At 72.5% G+C, this 14,846-nt stretch carries 16 protein-coding genes; 4 read left to right on the forward strand and 12 right to left on the reverse strand.

All coding sequences use genetic code 11. The features are described 5' to 3' along the window. Nucleotides 1-175: 175 nt before the first annotated feature. Genes ACGFIZ_RS29200 through ACGFIZ_RS29250 form a run of 11 tightly spaced genes read right to left on the reverse strand, consistent with a single transcriptional unit; the run spans nt 176 to nt 10,225 of the window. Nucleotides 176-1,183, reverse strand: coding sequence for a zeta toxin family protein (locus ACGFIZ_RS29200; protein ID WP_393424832.1), 1,008 nt, complete (start codon nt 1,181-1,183; stop codon nt 176-178). Beyond that, nucleotides 1,180-1,479, reverse strand: coding sequence for a hypothetical protein (locus ACGFIZ_RS29205; RefSeq protein WP_393424835.1), 300 nt, complete (start codon nt 1,477-1,479; stop codon nt 1,180-1,182). The genes ACGFIZ_RS29200 and ACGFIZ_RS29205 overlap by 4 nt, the downstream gene beginning before the upstream one ends. Beyond that, nucleotides 1,460-2,185 (reverse strand): histidine phosphatase family protein, encoded by a 726-nt coding sequence (locus ACGFIZ_RS29210; RefSeq protein ID WP_393424838.1) that lies wholly within the window; start codon nt 2,183-2,185, stop codon nt 1,460-1,462. The genes ACGFIZ_RS29205 and ACGFIZ_RS29210 overlap by 20 nt, the downstream gene beginning before the upstream one ends. Before the next feature lie 25 nt (nt 2,186-2,210). Then, a complete protein-coding gene (locus tag ACGFIZ_RS29215) occupies nt 2,211-2,678 on the reverse strand; it encodes a DUF4913 domain-containing protein (RefSeq protein ID WP_393424841.1) in 468 nt (155 codons plus the stop codon). Beyond that, nucleotides 2,675-4,453: a type IV secretory system conjugative DNA transfer family protein gene (locus tag ACGFIZ_RS29220; RefSeq protein WP_393424844.1), complete on the reverse strand. Its 1,779-nt coding sequence runs from the start codon at nt 4,451-4,453 to the stop codon at nt 2,675-2,677. Before ACGFIZ_RS29220 ends, ACGFIZ_RS29215 begins: the two co-directional genes overlap by 4 nt. Then, nucleotides 4,450-5,922: an ATP/GTP-binding protein gene (locus ACGFIZ_RS29225; RefSeq protein WP_393424847.1), complete on the reverse strand. Its 1,473-nt coding sequence runs from the start codon at nt 5,920-5,922 to the stop codon at nt 4,450-4,452. Before ACGFIZ_RS29225 ends, ACGFIZ_RS29220 begins: the two co-directional genes overlap by 4 nt. A 9-nt stretch (nt 5,923-5,931) precedes the next feature. Continuing rightward, a complete protein-coding gene (locus ACGFIZ_RS29230; protein WP_393424850.1) occupies nt 5,932-7,398 on the reverse strand; it encodes an SCO6880 family protein in 1,467 nt (488 codons plus the stop codon). After that, complete coding sequence (locus ACGFIZ_RS29235) at nt 7,395-8,612, reverse strand: hypothetical protein (protein WP_393424853.1); 1,218 nt, start codon at nt 8,610-8,612, stop codon at nt 7,395-7,397. The genes ACGFIZ_RS29230 and ACGFIZ_RS29235 overlap by 4 nt, the downstream gene beginning before the upstream one ends. Further along, complete coding sequence (locus ACGFIZ_RS29240; RefSeq protein WP_393424856.1) at nt 8,597-9,340, reverse strand: hypothetical protein; 744 nt, start codon at nt 9,338-9,340, stop codon at nt 8,597-8,599. The genes ACGFIZ_RS29235 and ACGFIZ_RS29240 overlap by 16 nt, the downstream gene beginning before the upstream one ends. Before the next feature lie 16 nt (nt 9,341-9,356). Further along, nucleotides 9,357-9,671, reverse strand: a complete 315-nt coding sequence (locus tag ACGFIZ_RS29245) for a hypothetical protein (RefSeq protein ID WP_393424859.1) — start codon at nt 9,669-9,671, stop codon at nt 9,357-9,359. Then, nucleotides 9,668-10,225 carry a hypothetical protein gene (locus ACGFIZ_RS29250; protein WP_393424862.1) on the reverse strand — a complete coding sequence of 186 codons (558 nt, stop codon included), beginning with the start codon at nt 10,223-10,225 and terminating at the stop codon, nt 9,668-9,670. Before ACGFIZ_RS29250 ends, ACGFIZ_RS29245 begins: the two co-directional genes overlap by 4 nt. Before the next feature lie 227 nt (nt 10,226-10,452). On the opposite strand from ACGFIZ_RS29250, the gene ACGFIZ_RS29255 reads away from it, so the two are divergent. Together ACGFIZ_RS29255 and ACGFIZ_RS29260 are read left to right on the forward strand one after the other, a co-directional pair. Continuing rightward, nucleotides 10,453-10,938 (forward strand): hypothetical protein, encoded by a 486-nt coding sequence (locus ACGFIZ_RS29255; RefSeq protein ID WP_393424865.1) that lies wholly within the window; start codon nt 10,453-10,455, stop codon nt 10,936-10,938. Then, a complete protein-coding gene (locus ACGFIZ_RS29260; protein ID WP_393424868.1) occupies nt 10,935-12,074 on the forward strand; it encodes a M23 family metallopeptidase in 1,140 nt (379 codons plus the stop codon). Before ACGFIZ_RS29255 ends, ACGFIZ_RS29260 begins: the two co-directional genes overlap by 4 nt. A 71-nt stretch (nt 12,075-12,145) precedes the next feature. Here the strand turns inward: ACGFIZ_RS29260 and ACGFIZ_RS29265 are convergent, their stop codons facing one another. Further along, on the reverse strand, nt 12,146-12,484 hold the full coding sequence (locus tag ACGFIZ_RS29265; protein WP_393424871.1) for a hypothetical protein: 339 nt from the start codon (nt 12,482-12,484) through the stop codon (nt 12,146-12,148). Nucleotides 12,485-12,899: 415 nt separating this feature from the next. Here ACGFIZ_RS29265 and ACGFIZ_RS29270 point away from each other — a divergent pair, with 415 nt between their 5' ends. Continuing rightward, the gene (locus ACGFIZ_RS29270; protein ID WP_393424874.1) at nt 12,900-13,340 is read left to right on the forward strand and encodes a plasmid mobilization protein; all 441 of its coding nucleotides are present in this window, start codon (nt 12,900-12,902) and stop codon (nt 13,338-13,340) included. Then, entirely contained in the window at nt 13,337-14,842 is a 1,506-nt protein-coding gene (locus ACGFIZ_RS29275) for a relaxase/mobilization nuclease domain-containing protein (RefSeq protein WP_393424877.1), read from the forward strand. The genes ACGFIZ_RS29270 and ACGFIZ_RS29275 overlap by 4 nt, the downstream gene beginning before the upstream one ends. The last annotated feature ends 4 nt before the right edge of the window (nt 14,843-14,846 follow it).

Genomic DNA, 14,846 nt, shown 5'->3' on the forward strand with positions numbered 1-14,846 from the left:
GGTGGGTGTCCCATGCCCGTGCCCACCGCCGAACACGCACCGCGGTCACCACAGCTGGACCTGCCGCCAGTGCGCTGCGCCATCGACGATCTACTACCAGTGTGCTTACGACCTGACCCCCGCTGCCAAGGATTCCGGGGAATCACCGCGCTGAGGGCTGCGCGGGTGCCAGCGGCTACCGCTCGGCGGCTGGTTGCTGGTGATGGGCGGTCCCGTCCGCAGCCGGGGACGGCCGGGGAATGGCCGGGGATTCCGACCGGGGCTGGAGGACGCGTCGAGTGCTGCCGTGGATTGCGAGGGCTGCTACCTGTACGGCAGAGCTCGTGGTGGGACGACTCATCAGCGGCGCCGCTGAGGCGTCGATGGCGGCCAGGGTGGCGTGCCACCGGGGGTCGATCGTGGCCCGCAGCTGTCGGGAGTTGTCGACATACCAGGCCTGCTCAGTTGGGGTCCAGGGGCGGTGGTGCTCGGCGGTGATCGCGGCTGCCAGCGCCGGCGGGCGTTGCCAGGTGCCGTCGGCGGTGACGGTGTTGGCGTAGACCACCTCGCCGCTGCGGCGGAACGCGAAGGCGACGTGCGCTAGGGCCTGCGTGTCGACAGCCTGGGCGCCGCGGATGACGCCTCGGTAGCACTCGTCGTGGATCGCGGTGTCGATGAGCCGGCCTCGGCCGACTTCCTGGACCTCGCTCCAGTAACGATGCAGGATGCCCAGGCGGCTGAGGGCTTCGGGGACGGCCACGATGGCGACTTCGACCCGGTAGCCGGCGTTGTGGAAGCGTCGGGCGATGTCCTCGAACTCGCTGGGGTAGCGCATCGCGGACTCCAGGACCACGTGGCAGCGGTTGTCGATGGCGTACTGCTGGGCCTTGTCCCACCAGCGTTCGCCGTCGGGCCGCACCTTGGCGCTGGCGGTGGTCTCGTCCTCGGCTTGCCACCGGTGGAAGCTGGGGTGCATCGGGTTGTAGAAGTCCATGTTGATGTTGATGAACCCGCTGCTCGCGCCCAGGGCGCGTTTGACCATCGCGGTCACGGCCGTCTTGCCGGCGCCGGTCTGGCCACCCACGATGACGAGGACCGGATGCTCCCGGGTGGGAGCGCCGGTGAGGAACATCGGGACGATCTGCTCGCGGAAGATCCGCTCGTTGGCCTCCTCAGAGAGCACACCGTCGTGGTGGTCGGTCAACGGCCGGCCTCCCGCAGCAGGTCGATGCACTCCTGACGCAGCCGGGCGACCTGCTGCTCGTCGGCGGGGTCCAAGGTCTGCAGTGCTTGCGCGAGCCGGTGCTGAGTGGCGGTGACCTGGTCCAGCAGACGGGGGTCCTCGCCGGCTTGCTCGAGCTGGTGGCGGCGGGCGGACTGTGCGGCCAAGGCCTGCGTGATCAGGTCCCGCACCACCTGGTGCTCGTGAACCTGCTCGGGGGTGGGGGCGGGGGTGTCGAGCCGACCCAGCAGGGGCGTTTCATCGGCCGAGGTGGGCATGCTGATCCTCTCTGGTCAGGTGGGGAGTGACGGCGAACTCGACTAGGCCGAGGCGGCCGTTGGCGTGGACGTAGCGGGTGAGCGAGGTGTTGGCCACCGGGGTGACCGCGAGGATCGCGTCGAGGTCGGTGAACGGCAGCCCATCGAGGAGGTGGCGTACAGCGACGACCACGGCGTCGTGAGCCACGACCAGGACCCGCTGGCCGGGGTACCGGGTGTTCAGGTCGGTCAGGACAGCGCGGATCCGCGCTGCGACATCGTCGAACGTCTCACCGCCCGGCGGCCGGTAGGCGTAGAGGCCGTCTGCGGCGAGCCGGGCCGCTTCGGCAGGGAACCGGCTGGCGATCATGAGGGGGGTCAGCAGCTCCAGGTCGCCCATGAGCCGGTCGCACAGCCGGTCATCGACGTGGGCGTGCGGGACGGGCACGCCGAGCTCGGCGGCGATGTCCGCGGCCCGCGTCCACGTCTGGCGAGCCCGCAGGTAGGGGGAACAGACGACCACCTCGGGGCGCTGGTCAGCGGGTTGGGCCGCGAGCCAGCGGCCAAGGTGGGTGGCTTGCTGCCAGCCCAGCGGTGACAGCTCGATGTCGGCGTCGCACCCGGTGAGGCCGTGGTCGGCCAGGCCCCGGGCCTGGGCGTCGGCGAACGCCACGTTCGCGGTGCTCTGCCCGTGACGGACGATGGTCAGCTGCGCGACGGTGTCCATGACTCCATTGTCCGGCGAGGGTGTGTCAGGCATCGGGGAGCTGAGCCAGCACCTCGGCCGGTGCGGGCTCGACGGGCAGAGGCTCCGGGTCACGGTGTTTGTCCGGCCCGCAGCGGACGAACGGGCCTGCGTCTCCGGCCAGGACGGCTAGGTGCGGGTCGAGGTGGTCACGCCACCAGATGCTTATGCCGGTCTGCGGGTCGTTGACGCGCAAGGCTTCCCAGGCCCGCCACAGTGCGTACAGGCGGGAGAGTGCCTCGGGGTGTGCCCACCAGCGGGGGCACCAGTTGATGCCGGGCGTCGGCCCGGAGGCGACCCGCCGCTCCAGGACGAGCACAAGGTAGCCGGCGACGAACTGGTCGACGTTGCTGAAAACCGGCTCCGGAGCGCTCGGGTCCTTCGCCGGTCCCTCGGGAGTGCCGGCGAGCTGGTCGAGCAGATTGGTCAGGTCGGCGACAGGGTCGGTGGCTGGTCCGGACGTCGGGCTGGTCATGCGATTGGCTCCGGCGGCGCGTCGGGGGACAGAATCCAGTCGGTGCGACTGTCGGGATCCCAGCGGGCGATCGAGGCGCGGATCGCCGCAGCGTACGGGCCGTCCTGCCACGGTGCGGTGCGGGCGAGCGCCGGCGGGGCACCGGAGGCGTAGACGACCATCCGGCCGCGCGGCAGGGCGTGCAGGTCGGACACGTCGAGGATCCGCTGCCGGCGGGTGGCGTGCGAGACCGACCGCTGGCCCCATCCGGATCCGCTGCTGCTGGTCGACCTAGTGGTGACCTCGTGTTCGCCGATGAGCTTGGACAGCTCTTCCAACCAGTCGGGGTCGGCGACGCCACCGCCGTAGGTGCGCACGTTCGCCGCGGACCATAGCTTGCGCATGCCCTCGCGGCCCCACACGTCGACGCCTTGGGGGTAGGACTGCAGGATCGTGATGATCGGCAGGCCGTGTGAGCCGTAGTAGGAGTAGAGGCTGGGGAGCTGGCGTAGCCGGCAGATGTTGGCGGCCTCGTCGAGGATGCTCAGCAGCGGCGGGTCCAGGCGCCGGCCGGTCGAGGCGCGGGCGCGCAGCTCGCCGGCGCGCAGGACCGCGTCGGTGAGCGCGGCGACCAGCGGGGCGGGGGATCCGGGGCCGCCCTGGGAGAGCAGGTACAGCACGTCGGTGGAGGCCACGAATGCGGCCGGGTCGAACTCGAGGACCCCGGCGCGGGTCGGTGGGGTGACCCAGCGGGTGACGGCGGGCTCGGTGAGGCACATGAGCATCTTCTGGGCGCCGGCGTAGATGCCGCCGCGGGTCTTGTCGGGCATGTTGACCACGCCGGCGACGGCGTCGGCGGGCAGGTCGTAGCCGTGGTCGCGTAGCAGCAGGGCCGGCTCGTCGTTGCGGGGGCTGACGGCCCACCGGTAGGCGGCGAGGATGTCCCGGCCGGAGACGGCGGCCGCGAGGAGCAGGTTCGCCACCAGCTCCTCGGAGCTGGGGTCGAAGAAGGCGTCGCGGCTGACGCCCGGTTCCCGTTCGGCGGCGGCGAAGTGCTCGGCCAGGCGGCGGGCGTCGGTGATGGTGGCCACGGCGCGCAGCGGGTTCCACCACATGCCCTGCTCGGCGCCGAGGATGTGCTGCGGGTCGAACGCCCACACGGTGCCGCGGGCCGCGCGTACCTCGCGGGTGGCGTCGACGATGTCGCCCTTGACGCTGGTGACCAGGGTCGGTCCGGGGGCGGCGACGACGGCTGGGATGGCCCGGCTGGTGGTCTTGCCGGTGCGGGGCCCCCAGATGTCGACGGCCATGTCCTCCCAGGACTGGCGCAGCGGCATTCCGCCGGCGACGGTGTGGCCGATCAGCACGCCGAGCTGGTCGGGGTCGGGCCGTTCGACGTCGGCGAGGCTGGGCCGCAGTCGACGGCCGCTGTCGGCGACGCCTTTGGGCCCGAGGTGCGCGAGGTCTTTGCTGGTGGCCATCCGTCGCGCGGCCGAGTCGACCCGGGTCCGCCGCCGGCGGGCCCACCGCCAGGCGGCCACGGCTGAGGTGGTCAGTAGTGCCAGGACGGTGACCTCGATGACCGCGACGACGGTGCAGGCGGTGGTCCAGGTGATGTCGCCGCGCAGCACCGCGGCGGCCACCCTGATCGGCCCGCCGCCGCGGTATCCGGGTGGCCGGGTGAGCATGACCGGCAGCCACACCGCGCTGGCGGCGGCCAGGACTGCGGCGGCGATGCCGCCGACGATCAGGCCGGCGTCGTCGTGGCCGCCGCGCGGCCCGGCGGGTCGGCTCACGTCATCGTCCAGCGGAAGTCGGTGTTGCCGAGCTGCTTCTCTACCTCGGTGGGTTCCAGGTGCACGGGGATGCCCGGCCGGGAGCCGACCTTGATGAGGAAGTTCCCGCGGCCGACGGTCTCGCTGCCGGCACCGGCCCAGGACGGTGGCGCCGACCAGGACAGCACCTCGCGTCGCTCGGCGTTCGACAGCGGCCGTACCCGGGCGACGGCGTCGAGTTCCTGCTCGGAGCAGGGGCCGATCATCAGCACCGCGGACCGTTCGGCGAAGCCTCTCGCTTTGGCCCGGTCGTGGGCGGTGGGCAGGGCTTCCAGGTCGGCCAACGAGTGGGTGATGAACGCGGTGCCGGTGCCCTTCTGCCGGTTGAGCCGGGTCAGGCCGTCGGCGCGGTCGACCAGGCCGTGCCCGACGCGCAGCGCCCGCCACAGCTCGTCGAGGACGGTGAAGAAGGTGCGGGCGGGGGCCAGGCCGAGGTCGGCCATCAGGTGCGCGGCCTCCACCTGGGCGAACCCGTAGGACCAGGTCGACAGGAGGGTGGCGGCGGTGCGCAGCTCGTCGGTGTCGTCGATGCCGGAGATGTCCACGCACACGGCCGGGGTGTCGAGCCGGATCGCGGTGGTGGTCTGCCCCTCGAAGGTGCCGCCGAGCGGGCCGTGCAGCAGCGCCAGCAGCGTGCGGTGCAGGCTGGCGGTTTCCTCCCGGAACCGGGGAAGATCCTGGTCGGTCTGCCACAGGGTGACCGCGCGGACCTGCGGCGGGGCGTCGCGGATGACGTTCAGGACGTCGGAGAGAACCGGCTGGGTGTCGGTCTCTCGTTCGGCGAGGTAGCGCAGCGCGGCGGCCAGGACGGTGGTTTCGTCGGAGTTGACGGGCCCGCGGCGGATCAGGGTGGCCAGGGCGACCAGCATGTTCAGCCGCCGGTCGGTGACCGCGGCCCGCACGACGGCGCCGGTGCGCTCGTCGACCCGGTCGAGGACCTGCCGCCACGGGCCGGCGTCGAGGGGGTTGATCCGGTCCAGGCCCGGCCCGACCCGCAGCACCTGCCCGCCCAACGCGCGGACCAGCTCGGCGTAGTCGGGCTTGAGGTCGCCGAGGATCAGGGGCGTGACGCCCTGGGCGGTCAGGCCGAGGACCATGCGGCGCACCGCCGTGGACTTGCCCATGCCGGGCTCGCCCTCGATCCACACCGACGGGTTGTTGATCAGCCGGGCGCGGGTGTACCAGGAGATCGGGTCGAAGCAGACCGCCGAGCCGGTGTAGAGGTGCCGGCCGACCGGTACGCCGATCATCGGGGTCGACGCGCCGGTGCCGAACGGGAACAGCCCGCAGACCTGGACGGTGGTGCCCCGGTATTCGGTGGGCGGCTCGATGTAGGACCAGGCGCCGCCGCCGGGCCCGGTGTAGCCGAGTCGGCCGGGCCGGCGGGCTGGTCGATCCGGTGGGTGGGGGGTGTGGGGTGCGGTGGTCATGCCGGCGTCCTAGAAGGGGATCGTGGCGTGGGTGGGCAGGACCACGCCGGCGGGTAGGCCGGCGGCGAATCCGGCGGCCTGGCAGCCGTACATCGGGCGCAGTGTCAGGCGTGCTTCGCCGGCGCGGGCCTGGATGATGCCGCTGGCCTCGTCGAGGTGCTTTTCGTCGGCGATGGTGGCGGTGACCAGCACGGTGAATCGGGTGACGCCGGCGCCGGCGGCCTCTTCCTCCGCGGCCTGTTCAGCGGCGGCGAGGTCGGTGAGGTCTCGGGCGCTGGGCCGGTGTTTCTTGCTGGCGAGGAAGCGGGCGTCGCGCTTGTCGGACTCGACGAGCCGGGCCGCCTCGCCGGGGGAGTACGGCCGGTAGATCATGGTGACCCGTTTGCGCAGCAGTTGCGGGTCCGGGTCGGTCAGCCGGGCGAACAGCCGCGAGTACACCAGTCCTCTGGGGGCTTCGACCATGCACCAGGTGCGCGAGATCCCGGAGTCGTGCCGGTAGAAGTCCCAGCTCTCCCGGGTGGCTACCGGGCCGGCCTGCGTCCAGTCGGGGGTGAGTTGGGGGTCTCGGGCGAGGTCCAGGGCTGCGGCCGGGTCGTACGCGGCGCGGACCATGCCGGCGAGGCTGCGCGCGGACATTGGCACGATCCCGGCGCCGGTGGCGCCGGTGAGGCCGGCGTGCAGGTGCGGCAGTCGGGCGGCGACCTCCCGGCAGATGTCCTCGTGGGACATTGACCGGTCGGGTGGGGCGGTGTAGGTCAGCGACACGCGGGTGTCCACGGTCGCCGAGCCGGCGGGGTAGGACTGGACGACGTCGTCGAGGACCTGCAGGGCCAGAGCCGGCGCGTCGGGCCGGGAGGTGGCGGCCACCTCGGCGGCCAGCCGGGTGCCGGGATCCGGGGTGGTCTCGACGGTGACCTGCGCCTGGACCAGCTGCGGCTCGCGGGACAGCGCCGCCAGCCAGGACGCCAGGTGCCCGACGCGGGCGTCGATGACCGCCTGGTCGACCAGGTCCATTCCCTCTGGCGCGCACCGCAGGGTGACGGTGTAGTGCCGGCTCTGCGGCACCACGACGACGGCGACGACACCGGAGCGTCCGGTCTCCACCTCGTACACCTCGGAGCGGGCCAGCACCCCGGGCAGTTGGTGGGCGGCGGTGACACGGGACGCGACCCCGGAGACGTAGACGTGGTGACGGCGGGACCGGGCCAGCCACCACGCCACCCGGGCGGTGATGACCTGGAACCCGGTGCGTCCGTTGACCCGGATCGCCAGCGGCGTGAGGACTATCAGGCCGGTTATCGCGGTGATCAGCGCCGCGAGGGTGGACACCGACAGCATCACGGCGGCGAGCACCATGACCAGGAACGCGGCGATGGTGCCGGCCGGGCCGAGCCCGAACAGGCCGGCACCGCGGCCGAGCCGCCAGTTGCCGTAGGTGCGCTGCTCGCTGGCCCGTTCCCGTACCCCGGTGCTCATGAGCCCTCACCGGCCGTCGAACCGGACGCCGTCCCGCCGACCTTGCGCACGACTGTGGGTCCAGCCTTTGCACCCTCCACCCCGGCGGCGGCGGCGAGACCGACCGGTCCGGCTGCGGCGGTTGTCGGGCCGGCAGCGGTGCCCGGCCTGGCACCGCTGCTGGCAGGGCGGGGAACCGGCGCGGACGGTGCCGCACCACCTGGGCGGCCTGGACCGCCGCTGTTCCCCGCGCGGCTGGATTTCCCGCGGCTGTCGCCGATGAGACGCACCGCGCCGGAGGCGACCTGCCCGGCTGCGGATCCGGCGGCCACCGCAACTCCGCTCCCGCCGGTGGAGAGTACCGACACCGCCGGGGCGATGAGCCGCATCAGGGCCGGCAACGCCACGATGGCCATGCAGAACATCACCAGGCCAGTCAGTAGGTCGGTGAGCGATTGGCCTTTACCGATGAGCCAGAACACGGCGGCGTAGATCGTGGCCGCGGCCGGCTTGTAGAGCACCAGGGCGAGCAGCCACGTCAGGTACCGATCACGTATCGATCGCCCAGAGCCGGAGATGCCCGCCGAGGCGGCCAGCGGCAGCAGGCCGGCCAGCAGGACCAAGCCGGCGTTGCGGGCGAGCAGCAGCAGTAGCTGCACCATCGTGGACAGGAAGATCATAAGTGAGATGCCGGCCACCACCAGGGCCGGCATTCCGGTGGTCGCGGGGGCGGGAGCGAGTAGCAGGAGCCGTTTTCCGAGGTCACCGTCGGCGGAGGCAGAGAGGATCCAGTTCGCGTATTCGTCACCAATGCCGATGAGTAGCTGCACCCCCGGCACGCCGGCGACCGCGAGCACGACCATCGTTACGAGCCCCTTGGCGAACGAGCCGGCTTCCCGGCCGTCGCGTTCCAACGCCATCTTGATGGCCGCGATTAGTACCGCGGCGACGGCGATCGCCGCGACTGCCCAGGTAGTGTATTCCCGCAGGTAAGCGACCGTGCTGCTGCAGTCGAGCTTTCTGGCACCATCGAGCCGGCAGGAGCCCTGAGACACGTCCGGCGTGGAGAGGGACAGCCAACCAGTCACAAGGGTTTTCAGCATCTCGGCTGCGGCTTTGGACGCTTGTTCGGCTATTTGGTCGAAGTATCGGCCTGTGGTGTTGTCGATGATGGTTTCCGCGGCTTGGCAGGTTAGGTCGATCTCCGGGCACTCCGGCATTACCGCGGCCCCCACTCGACCACACCCGTGAGATCGCTGGTGTTGCGGTTGACGGACGTCCAGGCGCCGCCGGGTGGCGCCTGCATTTGCCAGTCGCCGTCCCGCCAAAGCAGGACCAACGACAGGACGTGGTAGCGCGGGGTCCCGGCCGAGGGGGCGCGGAGCACGAGCCCGATCACTGCGGTATCGGGGGTGTAGGACTGGTAGCTGAAGCCGGCGATGTGGCTCTGCGAGCCCGGGTCCGCTGGGCTGCTGTCGCTGGCTCGCATTTGGGCAAGCAGCCGATCCCGGTCGGCGCTGGGCGCGAACTGCCTCTGGATGGTGGGTTCCCAGTAGTCCCGGCCCAGGGAGTAGCTGGACCGCATGCCGATCTGGGCAGCGGCGATCAGCGCGCCCTCGGGGGTGTGGGCGAAGCCAGCCGCGGTGGTGGCGGTGACCCGCGTCGGGCCTGCAGTGGTGCTGACTGGTACGGGGAGGGGACCCACCAATTCCCACCGCACGTCCGGCGGCGCGGTGGTCGGCACGGTGGTGGGTAGCGCCTGATCCGGGCTGCTCCCCGCCGGTGTCGGGTTCACCGGGGGCGTGCTGTCAGCGGTGTCGTTGCTGTCGTGTCCCAGGGAGAGTGCGGCGATCAGCACCCCGACGATGACGATGACCAGGAGCAGAGCTGCGGAGGCGATGAAGCCGGGCCGCGTCCACGGCGGACGGTCGGCGAAGTCCTGGGGGGCAGACGAGCGCGGCATCGGGGGTTCCTTCCTCCTAGATCAGTGCGGAGACGATCGCGGACGCGCTTCCGATGAGCAGGCAGGCGGCGAACACCCAGCCGAGTTGGGAGACGTTGGTGTCGTCACCGCGGCGGTGTGCCAGGGCCATCTTCGCTGCGGTGTAGAGCAGCCCACCGACGCAGGCGGCGGTGGCCAGGTAGGCGATCCACTGCAGGATCGTGAGCACTTTGTCCGCCACCTCCGGTGGTGCCACGCCGCTGCCGGGGTCCGGCACGACCGGGCCACCGCTTGGGCTCGGCACCGCCGCCAGGGCCTGCTGAAGCTGGTCGATATATTCGATCGGGGTCATCGTTTCCCTTCCCGGGTTGCGCCCACCTTCTGCCAGATCGCGTTGCGCAGCGCCTCGACGTCGGGGGAAGCGCCGACGTCACGCGGGTCGTCGGCGGCGAGCAGCGCGTCGACCCAGCCGACGCGCCAGACCTCGGGTGCCCATCCGCGTAGCAGTTGCAGTCGTTCGGTGGCGATGCGCGGCGGCCTCCGGGGTGAGGCGGCGACCGCGACCACGCCGAGCACCTTCGTCAGGCTGTGCATGCCTGGGGTGCTGCGCCATTGCTCGATGGCGCCGGTCGCCGCCCAGGTGCCCGCTGCGGATGCTCGGCAGACGAGGACGACGTGGGTCGGCGGCATCGCCGGTGTCACCAGGGGCCAGCCTTTGCTGCCGAAGTCCAGCCCGAAGCCGACCAGCCGCGCGAGGGTGCTTGTTCCGGCGCCGCCGTGACATCCGACCCACCACACCGGCGGCCAGTCGCCGAGATTCTGCGGAATTATCGCGAAGGGCATCGCCGGGGCGGGGCCGGGGCGCGTGCGGGAGGCTGTGACAGCTGCTGCCTTCACCGTCGGCACCGCCGGCACGCATAGGGGCTTCTCGCCATCCGATGCCTCCCCCGCCTTTCAAGGTCACCCGACGAGCACCCGACAGTAGCACCGCGTTTCCGAATGGATCTATGGTGATTGCTCTGCCGCGATAGGCACCACGGGGGAGGCGTCGAATGGCACCCAGGGCGCGCACATTGGCACGCATCGACCACCTGAATCGGCCGGCACGGCTCGCCGCTGGCCTTGTTCTCGCCATGGTGTGCACAGTCGGCTGCGCACCCACCGGCGATCCGGGCACACCGGCACCGCAGCGCAGCGGCCCGGTCTATCCGACGGCCGGTGCCGGGGACGGCGATCCGTCCCCGACGGGGGAGCTGCCGGGCGGGGACGACCACGAAGACGGGGCGCCTGCAGCCCCGCCGCCGGCGGCGCAGGCGGCGCCCGTCGCTGCGGCGTTCGCTGCGGCGTGGGCGCGTCCCGACCTGCCGGCCGAGGCGTGGTGGCGGGGGATCGCGGTGGTCTGCGACGAGGGGTTCGCTCGCGCGCTGCGTACCGTCGACCCGGCGCGGGTGCCGGCGACGCGGGTGACGGGCCGACCGGTGGCGAAGCAGGCACCGAAGGGCGGCGCGGCGGTGTACGAGGTAGCGACCGACGCGGGGACGCTGACCGTGACGCTCGCCAGCGTTGGTGGGCGGTGGGTGGTGACGGGGAACGACTTCACCCGGTCGGTGAGCCGATGAACCGTCGATCGGTCGCGCTGGGCGTGGCGGTGCTGGCGGTGGTTTCGTTGGTGTGCGGCGGCACCGTGGGTTTGCCGTTGGTGATGTTCGGCCTGGCGCAGGCGGAAGCGGCGGCGTGCGAGGTGCCGTCCCTGCCCGGGCCGTCGCCGATTCCCGGCGCCGGTGCGTGGGGCAGCGCCGAGACGACGAACGCCGCCACCATCGTCGCCGTCGGACGGCAGCGCCAGGTGCCGCCGCGCGGATACGTCATCGCGCTGGCGACCGCGATGCAGGAGTCCACGCTGCGCAACCTGGCCAACGCCACCGTGCCTGAGTCGCTGACCCTGCCGCACGAGGGCGTGGGCCGCGACCACGACTCGGTCGGGCTGTTCCAGCAACGCCCCGGGTGGGGCAGCGTGCGTGAGCGGATGACGCCCACCTACGCCGCGGGGAAGTTCTACGAGGCGCTGCTGCGCGTCGACGGCTGGCAGCGCATGCGGTTGACCGACGCGGCGCAGGCGGTGCAGCGCTCCGGCTACCCGGAGGAGTACCAGAAGTGGGAGGACGACGCCGAGCAGCTCGCCGCGAGGGTGCTCGGCCTGCCCAACATCGGCGACATCGGCGGTGGTGCGCCGACCGCCCCGTGCGGTACCGACGACCTGGGGCCGGTGCCGGTAGGTCCGGGCGGCTGGGTGCAGCCGATCCGGGCCACCATCGTCAGTCCCTTCGGCCAGCGTGGCGGTCGGCTGCACGCCGGTGTGGACATGTCGAAGGCCGATGTGCGCGGCGACGCGATCCGCGCGGCGTCGACCGGCGTGGTGGAGCAGGTCAAGTGCGACTGGTACACCACCTGCGACCGTGACGGGAACACCAGTCAGCGCGGGTGCGGGTGGTACGTCGACATCCGCCACCCGGGCGACATCGTCACCCGCTACTGCCACATGATCCAGCGCCCCGAGGTATCCATTGGCCAGCGGGTCACGGCCGGTACGGTCATCGGGTTCGTGGGCAACAGCGGCGGCAGCTCCGGACCGCACCTGCACTTCGAAGTGCACCTGAACGTCCCGCCCGGGCCGTACCACGCCAACGGCGGCAACGCGGTCGACCCGGAACCGTGGATGCGGGCCCGCGGCGTGCCGCTCGGGACCAGGTCATGACCGGCGCCCACACGATGACGGCCTCCCTCGCCGAAGCTGGGGAGGCCGTCATCGTGACGTGGGCGTGGCCGCTACGTCTGCGCCGGGACGTCGGTCGGCGTCACCAGCTCGTCCGGCCGATTCTGCACGGGTTGCGCCTGCCGAGGTGCGCGGCGCCGCCTGGACGTGCTGGACGACTCCGGTGCATCCAGGCCGAGCTTGGCCAGGTCGTCGGCGGTCCAGCCGCCGGCGACGGCGTCGGCGTAGCGGGCGGCGTAGCGGGCGTTGGCCTCACGCAGCGCGTCGACGAGCTGGTCGCGGTCGTGGCGGGCGGTAGCAGCTTCGCCGACCAGGTTCGTGCGCTCACGCAGCAGTTGCAGCGCGGCCCGCTCGGTCTCGGTACGGACGGCCTTGGCGGACTGATCGGCCATGGGATTCTCCCCCTGGATGCTCCGGTCTGGTGGATGTGGACGCCGAGCCTAGCGGTCAAGATCGATCCTCGTGGGCCCACCCCTGCGCCGCCGCTGGTGACCGCCGAGGGCGCCGTCAGTGTCCGCCGAGGACGTCGACCAGGAGCACGGGCGTGCCACCGGCACGTCGCACAGCGCCGCGCCGCGTCGTTGACGCTGGGCGCTGGCGACCGGCCGCGCCGGGTCACCACGAGGCCGTCTCGTGGTGCGCGTCGTCAGGTGCGCTCGGGTCCGCGACCACGCGGCCAGGTCGCGCACGCGCGACGCACCGGCCTCGCCGGAGCAAGTTGGAGTAAAAGTCTGACTTTTGGTCAGACGGGCCGCGCTGCGGCCGGCCGAGACACGGCGGGCGACGCCGGTCGGGAGGGGGGTCGACGTGGCTGATCCGGCGCAGGTCGGGGTGGTTCGCTTCGGTGCGAGCCAGCGCCGGCGGCGTGCCCACAGCGACGACGACCCGCGAGTGCATCGGGTGACCGTGCGGCTGTCCGAGGCGGAGATGGCGGCGGTCGAGGCGAACGCAGCGGCGGCCCGGATGGCCACCTCGGCCTACCTGGCGGAAGCCGGATCGGCACCGCTCGTGCCCGCTGCCGGCCCGGACGGCGCTGCGGAGACGGGGCCGCTGCTGGTCGAGTTGATGGGCGTGCACAGGCAGGTGCGGGGCGCGGCGCACAACCTGAACCAGGCCGTGGCCCGGCTGCACTCCACCGGCGAGCCGGCCGGGGACCTGGACGCGACGGCGGCCTACCTCGCCCGGGTCGCGGCGCGCGTCGACGACCTCGTGACCGCGATCGCCGCCGCGCAGACGGGCCGCCGATGATCCCGAAGGTGACCTACGGCAGCCGGGTACGCGGTCTGCTGGAGTACCTGTGGGGGCCGGGGAAGGCCGAGGAACACGTCGACCCGCACCTGGTCGCCGGGTACGACGACGTGGCGCTGCTCGCCCCCGAACGCCGCGAGCGCGACGGCGGTGGGTGGTCGTTGGAGGAGCTGGCGGCCCGGCTGGACGCGCCGCAGATCGCCGCCGGCGAGCGCGGGGTGCGGCAGTACGTGTGGCAGTGCTCGCTGAGCCTGCCCGCGCAGGAGGGGCAGCTCGACGACGCGACGTGGGGTCGCATCGCGAGTCGGTTCGTGCAGGAGATGGGTTTCACCGGCGACGCGGAGCGGGCCGGGTGCCGGTGGATCGCGGTGCGGCACGGACTGTCGGCCAAGGGCAACGACCACGTGCACCTGGTCGTCACCCTCGCCACCGAGGACGGGGCACCGGTGTGGCTGCGGCAGGACAAGCGACGCAGCCAGCAGGTCGCCGACCTCCTAGAGGACGAGTTCGGGCTGGGCAAGTGGACGCCCGGCCGAACCGGGGCGACGAAGCGGCCGGAGCTGAACCGGCCGGAGGTCGACCGGGCCCGGCACAGCGGCCAGGCGCCGGACCGGGAGCTGCTGCGCCGCCAGGTCCGGGCGGCGCTGGCGGGGGCGGGCAGCGAGGCTGAGTGGGTCGCGCGGATGAAGGGCGCAGGGTTGCTGGTCGCCGCGCGGACCGCGGCGAAGGACCCGAACCAGGTGGTCGGGTACGCGGTCGCGCTGCGGCCGGCCGGGGTGGGTAAGCCGACCTGGTACGCGGGGCGCAGCCTGGACGGCGACCTCAGCCTGCCCCAGGTCCGCAAGCGGTGGCCCGAGGCCGAGCGGCCATCGGCCGGCCAGTGGAAGGCGGCGGATTCCACGGAATCGAACCTGCGCGGCGAGGATCGGATGGCGGTGTGGCGATCGTCTGCAGCCGCGCTGGAGGCGATTAGCGGCCGGCTGGCCGGGATGGCTCCCGACTCGCCGCAGTGGCCAGCGGTGGCGCGGGCCAGCGCCGAACTGTTGGCGCGGGTGGCGGCGGCCACCGAACCGTCAGGGCAGGGTCCGATGAGCCGGGCCGCTGACGCTCTGGCCCGCGCGGCGGCGCCGCCGCGTCGCGCGCCGGCGCCTGCGGCGTCGTCGGTGGCCCGGGAGTTGGGTCGCGTGGCGGACGCGCTGCTGGTGGCCGGACACGCCCGCGACGGTGGTGAGGCGGCCGTCCTGCTCGCCGTGGTCGTCCAGGCGGCCCGGCTCGTCGTGGCACTGGCCGAACTGCGTGCCGCGCAGCAACAAGCCCACGCCGCCGGCGCTGCTGCCGCCGCCGCCGCATACCTGATGCCCCTGCTCCAGTCCGGTGCCCCGCTCGTCGACCAGGTGCATGTGCCGAACCAGGGTGGGCCGCCGCAGCGGCCGGTCCACACCGTGCCGGGCCCGGTCCGGCCCCGCGTCGACCCGAACGTCGAGCGGGATCCGCAGCGTTGAGGAG

Origin of the sequence: Micromonospora sp. NPDC048830, assembly GCF_043198215.1 — a bacterium.
Taxonomy (GTDB): Bacteria; Actinomycetota; Actinomycetes; order Mycobacteriales; family Micromonosporaceae; genus Micromonospora.